Origin of the sequence: Actinoplanes sp. NPDC051513 (assembly GCF_044454685.1) — a bacterium.
In the GTDB taxonomy this organism is placed as follows: Bacteria; Actinomycetota; Actinomycetes; order Mycobacteriales; family Micromonosporaceae; genus Actinoplanes.
In genome coordinates, this window is record NZ_JBITDW010000007.1 from 407,027 (window position 1) to 421,985 (window position 14,959).

At 72.8% G+C, this 14,959-nt stretch carries 9 protein-coding genes; 1 reads left to right on the forward strand and 8 read right to left on the reverse strand.

Annotation, left to right across the window (positions count from 1 at the left end; all coding sequences use genetic code 11):
- Window positions 1-16 precede the first annotated feature (16 nt).
- The 5 genes from ACIA5D_RS24930 to pdhA form a co-directional block, all read right to left on the reverse strand.
- Window positions 17-4,144, reverse strand: a complete 4,128-nt coding sequence (locus ACIA5D_RS24930) for a hypothetical protein (RefSeq protein ID WP_396032551.1) — start codon at window positions 4,142-4,144, stop codon at window positions 17-19.
- 317 nt (window positions 4,145-4,461) lie between these two features.
- The gene (locus ACIA5D_RS24935; RefSeq protein ID WP_396032552.1) at window positions 4,462-4,611 is read right to left on the reverse strand and encodes a hypothetical protein; all 150 of its coding nucleotides are present in this window, start codon (window positions 4,609-4,611) and stop codon (window positions 4,462-4,464) included.
- A 165-nt stretch (window positions 4,612-4,776) separates the two neighbouring features.
- Window positions 4,777-6,174 carry a dihydrolipoamide acetyltransferase family protein gene (locus ACIA5D_RS24940; RefSeq protein ID WP_396032553.1) on the reverse strand — a complete coding sequence of 466 codons (1,398 nt, stop codon included), beginning with the start codon at window positions 6,172-6,174 and terminating at the stop codon, window positions 4,777-4,779.
- A gap of 5 nt (window positions 6,175-6,179) precedes the next feature.
- The gene (locus ACIA5D_RS24945; RefSeq protein ID WP_396032554.1) at window positions 6,180-7,208 is read right to left on the reverse strand and encodes an alpha-ketoacid dehydrogenase subunit beta; all 1,029 of its coding nucleotides are present in this window, start codon (window positions 7,206-7,208) and stop codon (window positions 6,180-6,182) included.
- Window positions 7,208-8,350 (reverse strand): pyruvate dehydrogenase (acetyl-transferring) E1 component subunit alpha, encoded by a 1,143-nt coding sequence (gene pdhA / locus ACIA5D_RS24950; protein WP_396032555.1) that lies wholly within the window; start codon window positions 8,348-8,350, stop codon window positions 7,208-7,210. The genes ACIA5D_RS24945 and pdhA overlap by 1 nt, the downstream gene beginning before the upstream one ends.
- A gap of 405 nt (window positions 8,351-8,755) precedes the next feature.
- Between pdhA and ACIA5D_RS24955 the strand changes: the two genes are divergently transcribed.
- Complete coding sequence (locus tag ACIA5D_RS24955; RefSeq protein ID WP_396032556.1) at window positions 8,756-9,775, forward strand: hypothetical protein; 1,020 nt, start codon at window positions 8,756-8,758, stop codon at window positions 9,773-9,775.
- A 53-nt stretch (window positions 9,776-9,828) separates the two neighbouring features.
- Here ACIA5D_RS24955 and ACIA5D_RS24960 read toward each other — a convergent pair whose 3' ends face one another.
- Genes ACIA5D_RS24960 through ACIA5D_RS24970 form a run of 3 tightly spaced genes read right to left on the reverse strand, consistent with a single transcriptional unit; the run spans window position 9,829 to window position 14,643 of the window.
- A complete protein-coding gene (locus ACIA5D_RS24960) occupies window positions 9,829-11,037 on the reverse strand; it encodes a hypothetical protein (protein WP_396032557.1) in 1,209 nt (402 codons plus the stop codon).
- Between the two features lie 34 nt (window positions 11,038-11,071).
- The gene (locus tag ACIA5D_RS24965; RefSeq protein ID WP_396032558.1) at window positions 11,072-12,754 is read right to left on the reverse strand and encodes a GTPase family protein; all 1,683 of its coding nucleotides are present in this window, start codon (window positions 12,752-12,754) and stop codon (window positions 11,072-11,074) included.
- On the reverse strand, window positions 12,751-14,643 hold the full coding sequence (locus ACIA5D_RS24970) for an ABC transporter (protein WP_396032559.1): 1,893 nt from the start codon (window positions 14,641-14,643) through the stop codon (window positions 12,751-12,753). Before ACIA5D_RS24970 ends, ACIA5D_RS24965 begins: the two co-directional genes overlap by 4 nt.
- Window positions 14,644-14,959 lie beyond the last annotated feature (316 nt).

The following is a 14,959-nucleotide window of genomic DNA, read 5'->3' on the forward strand; positions in this document are numbered from 1 at the left end:
GGTGGTCAGGATGACATCAGCTGTGCGGCTTGAGGCAGAGCACCTGGTTCTTGCCGTTGTCGGTCGGGTTCACCACGTACGGCTGCTTCGGGTCCTCGCACTTGGACACGTCGTCGACGATCGACACGACCTGGAACGACTGGGCGTCGCCGCAGTCGGCCTTCACCGCGGCGTCGCCGTCGCGCTTCACGCACTCGCCGGCGCTCACGCTGATCGCCTTGCTCTTGTCGCCGGCAACCAGGTAGACGACGCCCAGCGCGAGACCGAGCAGCAGCACCGCGCCGACCACCACCGCGATCAGAATCGGGAACATCCGTACGCGCGGCGTCTCGGGCTTCGCCGGCGCCTCGCCGCCCGGCTTGAACTGGTCGAAACGGCCCTGCTCGGCGCGACCTGGCCAGTTGGTCGTGTCGTCCGGGCTCGGCGGGGTCACCGTGGCGCGGCTGAACGCGTCCGAGATCTCGGGCGTGCCTGCCCCCGGCGGCGGGTATTGCGGCGGGCCGTAGGGGTTCTCCCGGCCGGCGATGTCGGTGGTGAGCTCGCTGTACTGCTCGGGCGCGTAGGGGTTCGGTGCCGGGTTGCCGAAGTCGCCGTACTGCGGCTGCGGCGGCTGTTGCGGCGCGCCGGGGTTCGTGAAGTCACCGAAGGGCTGCTGGGGCGCACCCGGGTTGGTGAAGTCGCCGTACTGCGGCTGCGGCGCACCCGGGTTGGTGAAGTCACCGAACGGCGGCTGCTGGGCCGGCGGGTTGGTGAAGTCGCCGTACTGCGGCTGCGGCGCCGCCGGGTTCGTGAAATCGCCGAACGGCGGCAGGTTGCGCGGCTGCTCCCCGCCGAACGGAGGCTGCTCGGGCGGGCCGGCGCCGGGGTTGGTGAAGTCGGTGAACGGCGGGTTCGCGGGCGAGGCAGGCGCGGGCGGGGATACGCGGGCGCTCGCCGATGCCCGGGCGGTGGCGCGGGCCGGCGACTGCGGGGCGATGCCCGGAGCGCCCGGCTCGCCGCCGGGTCCGTTGTGGTCACCCGTGGTTTGCGGGTACGCGGGAGAGCCGTACCCGCCGGGCGCCTCCGCCACGTCGCCGGAGGGTTGGTCGTCCTCGGGCTCGGCCGGGGCCGCGGGACGGCCGTATACGCGGGCCTGCGGTGCAGCGGCCGGTGGCGGAAGCTCGGCGGGGTCGACGGGCGCCACCCGGCTGGCCGAGGGCACCGACGCGCTCGCGGTGACCGGGCGGGCCGAGCCGACCGCGCTCTGGTGCTCGGAAGGGTCGCGCGGGGCCGGCACCGAGCCGTTGCGGCTCTCGGCCACAACCGGCGCGCCGGCGGCGGCGCCGAGCGCGGCGCCGGGCACCCGCTGGGGGTAGCCGCCGCTGCCACGGTCGGGGTCGACCGGTGAGTCGGGGCGACGGTAGAGCGAGTGGTCGTCCTGGCCGCCGCCGGAGGGAGCGCCGCCGTACTGATCGCCGCCGCCATTGGCCGAGGGCGGCGGGAACGGCGCGGGCTCGTTGCCGAAGGGCCGCTCGCCGAAGACCGCCGAGGCGCCGGAGGCCGGGCGCTCGCCGTAGGGGGAGGCCGGTCGGTCGTCGGTGGTGCCGGGTCGCTCGCCGAACGGGGAGGCCGATCGGTCGTCGGTGGTGCCGGGTCGCTCGCCGAACGGGGAGGCCGATCGGTCGTCGGTGGTTCCGGGTCGCTCGCCGAACGGGGACGCGGGCCGGTCGTCGGTGGTGCCGGGTCGCTCGCCGAACGGGGACGCGGGCCGGTCGTCGGTGGTGCCGGGTCGCTCGCCGAAGGGAGAGGCAGGGCGGTCGCCGTAGGTCGCGGGAGCTCCGGAGGCCGGGCGCTCGCCGAACGGGGAGATCGGCCGATCGTCGCCGGAGCCCGGTCGGTCGCCGAGGGCCGACGGGCCCCCGGAAGCCGGGCGGTCGCCGAACGTGGCGGGCGCGCCGGAGGCGGGTCGATCGCCGAATGCTGCGGCCGCACCGAAGGCCGGGCGGTCGCCGAATTCCCGAGCCGGGCCTGAGGCCGGGCGGTCGTCGAATGCTGCGGCTGCGCCGGAAGCCGGGCGGTCGACGAACGCCGCGGCGGCGCCGGAGGCCGGAGTGCCGGAAGCGGGACGGTCGCCGAAAGCGCTGGGCGCTCCCGAGGAGGGGCGCTCGCCAAACGGCGCCGCAGGCCGGGCACCGTAGGTCTCGTCGAATGCCGCCGGCTGTGCGGTACCGAACCCGCCCGAGTCGGGCTCGGAAGTGCGGGAGAACGGCGGGGCATCGGTGTCGCCGAACGAGTCGGCGGGCCTGGCCGAGCCGTAGGTGCCGGCGGCCGGAGGGGCCGGGCGGGCGGAGCCGTACGGCTGGTCGTCGGCGGACGCGCTCACCGCGCCGAACGATGGCTGATCGCCGGGGGCGGTACGGCCGAACGGGTCGGGCAGACCCTCGGAGGCAGATAGACCGGAGTCGGATAGGCCGGCGGCCGGTAGACCCGATTCGGCGGGCAGACCGGACGCGGCCGGGCGGGCGGGTGGCTGCTGGTCGGCGCTGGGCCGGCGGCCGAACGGATCGGACAGTGGCTCGTCCTTGGAAGAGAGACCGGCGGGGCGGCCGTATGGGTTCGGCTCGTCGAAGGAAGCGGAAGCGGCGGCCGACGAGGGGCCGAACGCGCTGAACGATCCGTCGGGCTGTCCCGCGCCGGACGGCGGACCGAACGGCGCCTGCTGGCTGCGGATCGGCAGATCGGTGACGGGCGCGGACGGCTGGGTGGCCGGTTCCGACGTGGGTTCGGCCGGGGGGACCGGCGGGATCGTGGCCGCGCCGCGCAGCGGGAAGCCGCCGCTCTCGCCCCGGCGGGTCGGGAACGCCGCGCCGCCCGAGCGAAGCGGGAAGCCACCCTCGGCACCAGGCCCCTCATCGGAAGCAGAACCGGCGAGGTCGGAACCAGCGAGACCGGAACCAGCGAGACCGGGGCCGGAACCCGCGAGACCGGCGCCGGCGAGGCCCGAACCAGCGGGGCCGGGACCGGCGAGGTCATGACCGGCGGGGCCGGAAGCAGAGAAGCCAGGACCGGCGGGGCCGGAAGCAGAGAAGCCAGGACCGGCGGGGCCGGAAGCAGAGAAGCCAGGACCGGCGGGGCCGGAAGCAGCGGGGGCGGCGTCGCCGCGCAGCGGGAAGTCGCCGCTGGGGGTGCGCGCCGACCGTGGGGCGTCGGGCAAGTCGCCGAGGGTGGCGCCGGGCACGCGGACGCGCTGGGCGCCGAAGGCGGAGACGCCGGGCGGGCGGCCGGTGGCCGGGCCGACCTCGGAGGCCGGGGCCGGCTCGGGCAAAGTGCCGCGGCCGGGAGTGCCGGCCGCGAAGCCGTCGAACTCGCCGATCGTGCCCGGGTCGACCGAGGCCGGGGTGCGCTGCGGCAGCGGGATGGGGTTGTCGCCGTCGGCCGGCGCCTGTTGTGGCGCCCACGCCGAGCGCGGCGGCTCGGGGGCGTTGCCGGAGGCCGGCACGAACGAGGAGCCCGTCGGGCCGGGCGGCTGGCCGAGCGGGGAGCCCGACTGCGCGGGGGGCTGGCCGAGCGGGGAGGCCGACTGCGCGGGCGGCTGGCCGAACGGCGGGCCCGACTGCGCAGGCGGCTGGCCGAACGGGGAGCCCGACTGCGCAGGCGGCTGGCCGAACGGGGAGCCCGACTGAGCGGGGGGCTGGCCGAGCGGGGCGCCCGCGGCCGGCGGCTGCTCGAAGGGCGCCGCAGCGGCGGGCGGGGCAAACGGGGAGGAAGCACCGTTCGGCGTCGCGACGCCGTAGGAGGAAGCGGCCGCGCCTGGCGAGACCGAGCCGTACGGCGAGGCGGCGCCACGCTGCGGCAGCGAGTTGTCACCCTCGGGTGCGGGGACCCGGGCCGACCCGTAGGACGTGCCGCTCGGGGTCGCGGGCCGGGCCGCGTCGGACCCGGAGCCGAAGGTGCGGACCGCGGGCACCACGAACGGCGAGCCGCCGTTCGGTGTGGCCTGCGGTGGTGGTGCGTACGAGCTGGGGAAACCGTCGGTGGGCGGCGGAGCGGAGACTCGGCCGGCGGCTCGGCGGCCGTCAGCGTCCGGCGGGAAGTCGTCCGACGTTGAACCGCCCGACGTGGCCTCGGCCGGTTGAGTACCGGCGTACTGCCCCTCGGACGTCATGAGCGCCTCCTCGTCAATGCGGCCGTGCCAGCTTTGCACGGACGCGACTCACCGGCGAATTGCACCGGCGCGCCGTGCCCAGCTCTGAGGCCAGGCCGTGCGGGACCCGCCGGCGCGGGGCGCGCCTCGAAGGCCCCGGTCTCCGTGCCGACCGGCCTAGCCGGCGTGGGAACCGTGCCCAACCGTACCGGGCCGGGGCGGCAGGAGGAATCCCGGTGTACGCCCGGAAGGGGACGGCCAGCGGATCTTTAAGGGAGACTTCAGAGAAGAAAAGGCCCGCCCGGAGGACTCCGGACGGGCCTTTCGCGATGCGGTTATCAGAAGGTCTTGCGCTGGGCGAAGATGGCGATCTCGTCGCGCATGGCCTGGCTCGGCGCGGACTGCCACGCCCGGTCGATGGCACGGTTCTCGCGGTTGATCATCCGGCGCTGACGGACCCGGTCGACGATGCTCATGGTGCTGGTCACTTCCCCTTCGGCCCTCGTGGGGCCAAAACGTTTGATGCTCTGTTCGAGGCAACTCCATTGTGACTCACCTCGACCAGAGCTGCCAACGATTTAGGGGGTGACGGTGAGCACCTGCCTAACGATCGAAGGTCGGAATAATCGGTTGCCTAAGTTTCTCTGGCTTGCCTACGTCCACGAGAGTAGCGCCGCCTCCGGGTCGGTGAGGAACTCGCCGATGTCCCGGAGGAACTTCGAGCCCAGCTCGCCATCGATGATCCGGTGGTCGAACGAGAGCCCCAGCGTGGTCACCTGACGGATCTTGATCTTGTCTTTGTGCACCCACGGCATGGGCTTGACCGCGCCGAACGCCAGGATCGCCGACTCGCCCGGCGGCAGGATCGGGGTGCCCGTGTCGACCCCGAACACGCCGACGTTGGTGATCGAGAGGGTGCCGCCGGCCATGTCGGCGGGCGGCGTCTTGCCCGACTTCGCCACCTGGACAAGTGTGTTCAGCGCCTCGGCCAGCTCCCGCAGCGTGAGACGTCCGGCGTCCTTGATGTTGGGAACGATGAGACCCCGCTCGGTCGCCGCGGCGATGCCGAGGTTCACGTACTCCTTCACCACGATCTCGCCGGTATCGCCCGACCAGCTCGAGTTGACCATCGGGTGGCGCTTGACCGCGAGCAGCACGGCCTTGGCCACCAGCAGCAGCGGCGAGACCCGCACGTCGCGGAAGTCGCGGCTGGACTTGATCTTGTCGAGCGCCTTCATCGTGCGGGTGACGTCGACCGTGAGGAACTCGGTGACGTGTGGCGCGGTGAACGCCGAGGCCACCATGTTCTCGGCGGTCAGCTTGCGGACTCCCTTGACCGGGATGCGCTGCTCGCGAGAAGCGTCAAAAACCGCCGCAGCAGCCGGGGCGGCTGCCGAGTCTGAAGGCTGCGAAGCCGCCTGGTGTACGTCGTCGCGCGTCACCGAGCCCGCCGGGCCCGAACCGGCGATCGTGGCCAGGTCGACGCCCAGGTCGCGGGCCAGTTTGCGCACCGGGGGCTTGGCCAGGACCGGGGCATTCTGGCGCGCTTCGGTCACGGCCACGGGGTCGGCGACAGCCGCCGCAGGCGGGGGACTGACCGGCTCGGCGGGGGACGGTGCTGAAGGCGTACCCAATCGGGGTCTGCGTTTTGCCGCTGTGTTTTTCGGGCCGTAACCCACCAGGACGGCCGTGCGGCCGCCCGGAGCCGGACCACCGATGAGACCCGGCTCGACCGAGCCCTCGGCCGGAGCGATCTCCACCGCCGCAAGCGACTCCGCCGACGGCACCGGAAGGTCTCCGGCGCCCGGATCGGTGTCGATGGCGACGATGGGCGCGCCCACCTCGACCGTCGTGCCCGCCTCGTGGAAGATCTTGGTCACGACGCCGGCCCACTTCGCCGGGATCTCGACGGCGGCCTTCGCCGTCTCGACCTCGACGATCGGCTGGTTGAGCTCGATCGTGTCGCCCACCTTGACCAGCCAGGAGAGGATCTCTCCCTCGGTCAGGCCCTCGCCGAGGTCGGGCAGGGTGAACTCCTTGATCCGCGACATCGCCGTCACCAGCCGAACGAGCGGTCGACGGCGTCCAGCACCCGGTCGAGATCGGGGAGGTACTCCTCCTCGACCCGCGCGGCCGGGTAGGGAACGTCGTAGCCGGTCACCCGCAGCACCGGCGCCTCCAGGGAGTAGAAGCACTCCTCGGTGATCCGCGCCGCGAGCTCGGCGCCCAGGCCGAGGTTGCCCGGCGCCTCGTGCACGACGACGGCCCGGCCGGTGCGCTTCACCGACTCGTAGACCGTGCCCATGTCGAGCGGGGAGAGCGATCGCAGGTCGATGACCTCGAGGTTGCGCCCGTCCTCGGCGGCCGCGATGGCCGCGTCGAGGCAGGTGCGCACCATCGGGCCGTACGCGAGCAGCGTCGCGTCCGCGCCGGGCTTGGCCACCCGCGCCGAGTGCAGCGGGAAGGCGTTCGCGAGCGGGGCGTCGAGGTCGACCTCGCCCTTCTCCCAGTAGCGCCGCTTGGGCTCGAAGAAGACGATCGGGTCGTCCGAGGTGATCGACTGGCGGATCATCGTGTACGCGTCCGCGGAGTTCGAGCAGCTCACGACCTTGAGGCCGGGGATGTGCGCGAACAGCGCCTCGGGCGACTCGGAGTGGTGCTCGACCGCGCCGATGCCCCCGCCGAACGGGATGCGAATGACGATCGGCAACCGCACGTTGCCGAGCGAGCGGTAGAACATCTTCGCGACCTGGGCGACGATCTGGTTGAACGCCGGGAAGACGAACCCGTCGAACTGGATCTCGCAGACCGGGCGGTACCCGCGGATGGCCAGGCCGATCGCGGTGCCGACGATGCCCGACTCGGCGAGCGGGGTGTCGATGACGCGGTCTTCGCCGAAGTCTTTCTGCAGGCCGTCGGTGATGCGGAAGACGCCGCCGAGCTTGCCGACGTCCTCGCCCATGATGATGACCTTCGGGTCGTCCTCGAGCGCGCGGCGCAGGCCGTGGTTGAGTGCCTTGCCCAGGGTGATCGTCTCACCTATGGGTTTCTTCTGGGGTTTTCCGCCGCGGGTGGGTTCAGTCATTACTGGGCGCTCCCCTCGAACGACGCGTGGTACCGCTCGAACTCGGCCTTCTGGGCCTCGACCTCGGGCGAACCATTCGGGTAGACGTTGTCGAACAGGGTCACGGGCTGCGGGTCGGGCATGGCCAGCACCCGCTCGCGCAGGTCGAGCGCGAGCTTCTTGGCGGCCTCGTCGACGTCGCCGAAGAAGTCGTCGCCGGCGATCTGTTGCTTGGTGAGGAACGCCTTCACCCGGGAGATCGGGTCGCGGGCCTTCCACGACTCGACCTCGCTGGCGATGCGGTAGCGGGTCGGGTCGTCGGAGCTGGTGTGCGCGCCCATCCGATAGGTGTAGGCCTCGATCAGGGTCGGGCCCTGGCCGTTGCGGGCCTGGTCGAGCGCGGCGCGGGTGACCGCGAAGCTGGCCAGCACGTCGTTGCCGTCGATGCGTACGCCGGGGAAGCCGTAGCCGAGCGCGCGGCGGTACAGCGGGATGCGGGTCTGGCGCTCGAGCGGCTCGCTGATCGCGTACTGGTTGTTCTGGCAGAAGAACACGATCGGGGCGTGGAACACGCCGGACCAGACGAACGCCTCGTTGACGTCGCCCTGGCTGGTCGCGCCGTCGCCGAAGTAGGCGATGACCGCCTCACCGTCGGCGTTGCCGGTCTTGCCGTCCATGGTGATGCCCATGGCGTAGCCGGTCGCGTGCAGCGTCTGCGCGCCGATCACGATCGTGTACGTGTTGAACTTGAACTCGTTGGGGTCCCAACCGCCCTGGTCGACGCCGCGGAACAGGCCGAACGGCATGATCGGGTCGATACCGCGGGTGTAGAGCACGCCGTGCTCGCGGTAGGTGGGGAACGCCATGTCCTGCGGGCGCATCGCGCGGCCCGAGCCGACCTGTGCCGCCTCCTGGCCGAGCAGGCTGGCCCAGATGCCCAGCTCGCCCTGGCGTTGCAGGGCGGTCGCCTCGGCGTCCAGCCGCCGGACCGTCACCAGGTCGCGGTAGAGCTCCCGGTATTCCTCGTCGGTGAAGTCGACGGTGTACGTCGTGCCGTCCGCCGTGGTGACGCTGTCGACGCGTTCCCCGTCGGGGGTCAGCAGTTGGACGAAGCCGCCGGCGGGAGCGTCGGCCCCTCCGACTTCGCGTTCGTCGTTCGCCATCCGTGTCTCCCTGTTCATCTATGCGCCCGCAGCGGGTGTTGCCCGTCCGCGCGGCGAACCGCTGGGGTCGCCGCGCCTGACCTTGGTGAGGTTGCCGCGCGGCGGTACGGCGCGGCACGGGGCCCCGCCGGGGAGTGACGGCCCCCACCCGCCGGCGAGTAGATCGGCTGCGGTGCCATCGCCTTCATCCTGACAGAGAACGTGAGCGCCGTTACAGGTCGGGTCGATCACAGTCGGGAAATTCCCCCGTCACATCGGTGCCCATGTTTGTCCTAATAAGCGGTTTTCGTACGGTCACTACCGTACGAATGGACCATATGTGCCGCAGCCCCGGCTGGCATCTGTCGTTCGACCTTCTGACCGAGACCGATCCATGTTGATCATTTTCGTAGGAGGGGGCCGGCCGTGCCAGACGACGACCTCGTGCCGCCGCTCAAGGTCATGCGGAGGCGGCTGAACGGGGTGTACCGGGCCGACTCCGGCTTCTCCGGACCGACTCGACGATATGTGCTGATCGTGGCGCTGCTGGTCGGGTTGGCGTCGGTTCCCACCCTCGCGGCGATCACCGCGGGCTCCAACGAGCTCGCCGACGGCGGCACCGACACCATGGACGTCCCGTTCCTGCCGCCGGCGTTGCCCGGTCCCGTGCATCCCGACTCCCGGGTGGGCGCCTCGCCGCCGCTTCTGCCGCCGGGCGTCGCGGGGACGGCGCTGCGGGCGGGCCGGCTTCTCGGTGAGGCCGGCAAACGCCGGGTCCGGTCCGAGCCGTCTCGTGCCGCCCAGCAAACTTTCCCGTACGCCGGGAAGCACGCGACCCGCGGATCCAAGAAGTCCGGTTCTGACAAGTCGGCCAAGCCCGGCCGATCGGGCTCGTCGGAACACGCGCCGGCGATGGCGGCCTTCCCGGCGTTGCCCGGAATGCCCGCTCTTCCGCATTTGCCATCGGTGGCCGGGCGGTCGGCCCGGCCCGCTTCGTCCCCGCCTTCTCGCGCTCTCGACCCCGCTTCCCCGGCCCTCGATCCGGTGGACTTTGCGAGCGGCGGCGACGCCCTCCCCGATTTATCGGATATTCCGGATAGCGACGACTCGTCGTCGCGGCACCACCAGCGTCGATGCGCCCGTTCCACCGACAACGACCGGTCGCCCGACCGGTCCGAGCACAGCCGGAGGTCACCCGTGGCCGAACGTCCGCAGAACATCCGCCCGTCCCGCATCCTCGAGCGCAGCTACTCCCCGAGCGGCATCAACACCCGCCGCCTGATCCCCGAGGCGCGCACCGAGGACAACCAGATCGACCGCCCGTACCGCGGCAGCCACCGAGCCGGCAGCCAGCACCACGCCGACGACACCCCGGCCCAGCGCCGCAGCTCGCGGGTGGGCCGTCACCACGCCGAGCCCACCGACGACCTCAGCGGCCACTGGTGAGCCCGTACAGCTCGTGATCTTTGCGGCCCGTGATCTCTCAGGCCCGTGACGTCTTACGGCTCGTCGAGGCGGTGGCGGTTGGCGTCGAGCCAGGCGTCGATCGCCTCGTGGTCGTCGGGGTCGACGCCCTCGGAGATCAGCTGGGCCACGGCCGCCGTGGCCGGGCTGCGGCGCTCGCCGGTCGCGTAGAGGCGGGCGAACTCGGGGATCATCTCGTCGACCAGCTCGTCGGTCTGGATCGCGGCGGCCTCGGGCAGGCGTCGCCTCCGCGTCGTGTAGGCCGACCACGCCCGGGTCACCCTGGGCAGCATCGCCGCGTCGTCCATGTCGAGCACCGCGCGGCGGTGCACCCAGTCGAGAAGAAACAGGCCGGCCACCGCGGGGCTCCAGCGCAGCGGGTCGGCGCCGGGCAGCGTGGCCGCGTGGTCGAGCAGCAGGCTGACGCAGAAGTGCAGGGACGCCAGCTCGTCGTCGGCGCTCACCTTGTCGAGGCCGAACTGGGCGGCCTCGGGACTGGCCAGGAAGTCGCGGGACAGGTCGGTGTTGCTCGGGTAGGGCGGCTCGGAGAGCGGCGGGGTGCTGGCTCTCGGCAGCAGCGCGAGGCGGGCCGCGGCCAGCGCCCGGTCGGTGGCGAGCGAGCCGTCGGCCGGCAGCGAGCCGAGGCCGTCGGTGATCGCCAGGTGGCGGTCGACCTCGTCGCGTACGCGGCCCGGATCTTCCTCGCGGAACCAGGTCAGCTCGTCCTCGGCGCACATCTCGCGCACCTGCTGGAGGATGCGCTCGGCCGAGGCGCCGACGAACACGTCCTTGGTGATGCCGATGTTGTGGTCGACCAGGGCGACGACCGCGTGCTCGGGGCCGCCGTCCTCGCTCTCGTAGGCGAAGGTGACCAGATAGGACGTCTGGTCGCCGTAGACGTCGCCGTACGCGTAGCAGCCGGTGGGGCGTACCCGGCCCAGCTCGGACGTCCACGGCGGCGCCTGCGCTCCCCGCCTGACCTGCGCGGCGCCGGCGGCGTCGGGCACCAGCGACGCGAACACCTCGCGGATGGTGGTGGCGGAGGCCGTGCGCCGGCGGGTGGTAGCGGAGAGGAACTCGCCGACGAAGTCGCGCACCGCCGCGGCCCGATCGGCCTCGGCGATCGAGTAGACGCTGCCGAGCAAGGCGGTGCCCAGCATCTCGGCGTCCAGCGCGCAGTCGAGCTTCGCCACGTCGCGGGCCGCGTGCAGAACCGCCTCGAACGGGGTCGATGATGGCGACATATCGCGAGCGTACCGGTCCACGTACGCTCGGAGACTACTCCGAACGAACGGTCGTGAGCGCTTCGCGCGCCTGGGCGTACGCGTTCAGCACCTCGCGAACCGGGGCCACCACGTATTCCCGGGCGACCTCGGTGACCGAGGCGCGCATCCGCTGCTCGGCCTTGGCGCGGGCCCGGCGGGCGCCCCAGTCGACGACCGGCTTGAGCAGCAGCCACAGCAGCAGGCCGGCCAGGACGCCACCGAGCAGCAGCAGCGTCGGCACCGGCACCGCGCCGACCTTGGGGTAGCGCAGCTCGGGAAGGGCGAGCATGCGTACGGCGTAGCCGGCGAGCAGCCAGCCCAGCCCGCCCACCGCGGCCGCCACCAGCAGCCACTGCAGGATGCCGACGCCGCGCCACCACAGCGGGGTGCGGTCGACGCCGAGGTCGGTCCTGGCGATCGCGCGGTCGAGCGCGTCGGGCAGGTCGTCGACCCGGGAGCGGGCCGCGTTGGTCAGCGCGGGACCCCACATGGCCGGCAGCGGCGCGGCCGCGCGGGCGGCGACGGCGCGCACCGAGAGACCGACCGCGGACTTCTGGGCCGGGGACGCCTCGGGCACCGAGGTGCGCGGCACGACGTCGGTGGAGACCGCGTCGGTCGGTGCCTTCTCGGCCAGGTGCAGCCGGCGCAGCGGGTCGGGCCGCAGGCGGCGCAGCCCGCGGACGACGGGCCAGCCGGTGGCCGCGGCGGCCCGGTGCCGGTAGGAGCCCGCGGTGGCGTCGGCGACCGCGCTCACCCCGGCCGAGGAGGAGAGCGCTTCGGAGAGCTGACGGACGGTGGCTCGATCGACCTCGTCCTCGGCGGCGGGCGGCCCGATCATCGAGGTGAGCGGCTCGCTGACCGCCTGGAGGTCGCCCGCGAGGCGGCGCAGCGCGGCCTGCCGGTCGGCGACCGTCTTTTCCAGGGTCTCGCGCAGCTCGTGCAGCATGCCGGGCTGCTTGGCCGAGGTGGCCAGCACCGGCGCGCCGGGGAGGCCGTCCTCCTCGAGCAGGCGGCGCAGGTCGCCCAGCACCACCTCGGTGTCGTGGGTGGACAGCCGGTCGGCCTGGTTGAGCACCACGATCGTCACGCCGGCGTGCTCGCGGAACTGGGAGAGATAGGCCTGGTGCAGGATCCGGTCGCCGTACTTCTGCGGGTCGACCACCCAGACCACCTGGTCGACCAGGCCGAGCAGCCGGTCGACCTCGAGCCGGTGGCTGCGCTCGATCGAGTCGAAGTCGGGGAGATCGAGCAGCACCAGCCCGCGCAGGGCGGCCTCGTCGTCGCCGTCGAGGGCGCTCTCGCGGATGAAGCGTTGCCGTGGCAGCACCCCGACCCAGTCGAGCAGCTGGTTGGCCGGCTCGAGCGGGCCCCAGACGCAGGCGTGCGCGGCGCCGGTGGTCGGCCGGCGCACCCCGACCGGCGAGAGCTTGAGCCGGGCGAGCGCGTTGAACAGGCTCGACTTGCCGCTGCCGGTGCTGCCGGCGAGCGCCACGACGGTGTGGTCGCGGGAGAGCGAGAGCCGGTTGCCGGCCCGCTCGACGAGCGTGTGGGCAGCGACCAGGTCGGCGTCGGGAAGATAGGGATCCACCAAGCGGAGGAACTTGGCCAGCGACTCGAGCCGCTGCACGAGCTCCTCGGAGTCGACCCGGCCGTCCGCACCGGTCAGCGCGCCACGCACCTTCTCAATCAAGCTCATGTCGCGCTCCCCGTCAACGCGAGTTCCAGCCGGGCGGCCTCCACGTCGAGCGCGGCCCGGCGCAGGTCGGCGGCGGGCGCCGTGTCGAGCCCGGTCGCCGCGGTGCGGTCGGTGTACCGGGCGGCCTCGGCGTCGAGCAGCTCGCCGACCCGGAACAGCAGATCTTCCCGGGCGCGGTTGGCCAGCCCGCGGATGGCCTGGTCGCCGAAGACGGCCTCGAGCACCTTCTGGGCCGCGACCGTGGTGCCGGCGCCGACCGCCAGCTCGAGCCCGGTCGGTATGAACGCCGTCGAGGTGAAGACGGCGATCATGACGGCGAGCCCGGCGCCGTTGACCGCGTACGCCGCGCCCCGCGCCACCACCCGCTTCTCGGCGCTCTGCTCGCGGACCAGGCCGAGCACCCACTGCTGCCAGTCGCGGACCAGCCGGTCGGCGCGCTGCGGGAGATCGGCGGAGGCGCGCTGGAGCTCGGTGTCGAGCAGCGCGGCGCCGGCCGGGTGCGCCTGCCATGCCGCGTACGCCTGCTCGGCCGCGTCGGTCGCGACCCCGCGCAGCAGCGTGACCAGCTGGGACTCCAGCGCGGTCTGGAGGTTGCGCCCGGGCAGCGGGCGGCCGGTGATCGCCGAGACGAAGCGGTCGCGCAGCAGGCCCACGCGGTTTTCCAGGGTGCGCATGAACTCGCCGGTGCCGACGAATTCCTGCCAGCGGGCCAGCACCTCGCCGCGCAGCAACCGGCCGTCGCGCAGCCCCTCGACCACGGTCTGCCGGGCGGTGCGGTAGGCGACGGTGACCCGTTCGTCGAGCGCGCGGGTGGCCACGGTCTGCTCGTCGGCGGCGTCGGCGAGGCCCTCGACCGCGGGCCCGAGCGCGGCGAGCGCGCCGTCGAGGGTCTGCCGCACCACCGCCGCGCGGGCGCCGGCGTCGGCCGCGAGCTGGCCGAACCAGTCGTGCAGCGGGCCGATCACGTCCTCGGCGATCAGGCCCTGGCCGTCCAGCGTCGTCTCGGGCAGCACGAACAGCGGCGCGGCGCCGAGGTTGCGCGCGACCAGCATTTCCTGAAGGTGGGCGGTGACCTCGCCGGCGGCCTCGGTCGGGACCCGGTCGAGGACCAGGGCGATGACCGTGCCGCGTAGCCGGGCCGTGGTCAGCAGTTCCCACGGCACGTTGTCGGCGTAGCGGGCGGCCGTGGTCACGAACAGCCAGAGGTCGGCCGCGGCGAACAGCTGCGCGGCCAGCTTGCGGTTGCCCTCGACGACCGAGTCGACGTCGGGAGCGTCGAGGAACGCGAGGCCGGCGCCGAGCGCGGGGGCGGAGACGATCTGCAGCGTACGGGGGTCGGCGCTGGACTCGGGGGTGCGCACCAGGCCCGGCAGCAACTGACCCTGGCGGAACCAGGCCAGGTCGGAGGGGTTGCTGACCAGCACCGGCGAGCGGGTGGTCGGCCGCAGCACGCCGGCCGCGCTGACCGGGGTGCGGACCAGGCTGTTGACCAGGGTCGACTTGCCCGCGCCGGTGGAGCCGCCGACGACGACCAGCAACGGCGCGTCGAGCCGGGCCAGGCGGGGCAGCAGGTAGTCGTCGAGCTGGGCGACCAGCGCGGCGCCGACCCGGCGGGCCTCTTCGGCGGACGGCATGACCAGGGGGTACGAGGCGCCGCCGATCGCCGCGCGCAGCCGGCTCAGCGCGGTGGCGAGATGCCCGACCGCCGGGGGCGGCTCGACCAGCGGCGGCTCTGGTGAACTTTCCGTTACCGCTACCGCCTGGTGTTCGACCGGTTCGGGGGACGTTTCCGGTAACTCGATCTTGGTTTCCTGATCACTCTCCGCGATCGCGGCATCGTCCGGCGACGGCGCGTCCGGCTCGGGATCGGGATGTGGCTGACGGGGCACGACGGCTTCCGTAGGATCAGAGTTGTTCCCGGCATCGGTCGGAACCGCGCTCGTCAGACCCTTCTCCTCCGAGCCGGCGGGCTCTTGCGTTGTGGCGTCCACGGCGGCGATGGCCGATGGACCGACCGCGTCACCGTGCGTCGTCACGGGTAAAGAGTGCCCGATCTATGCATGCAGGACAACAGGTGCCGGTATGCCGTGACCGGACAGGTATCTACCGAAGTGCTGGCGGGGAACGCACTTGCGCCGAGTTGGCTCAACTTGGATTTGACGAGTGGCGGGCCCGTGGCATCATTGAGTCGGTTCCACTCAACCT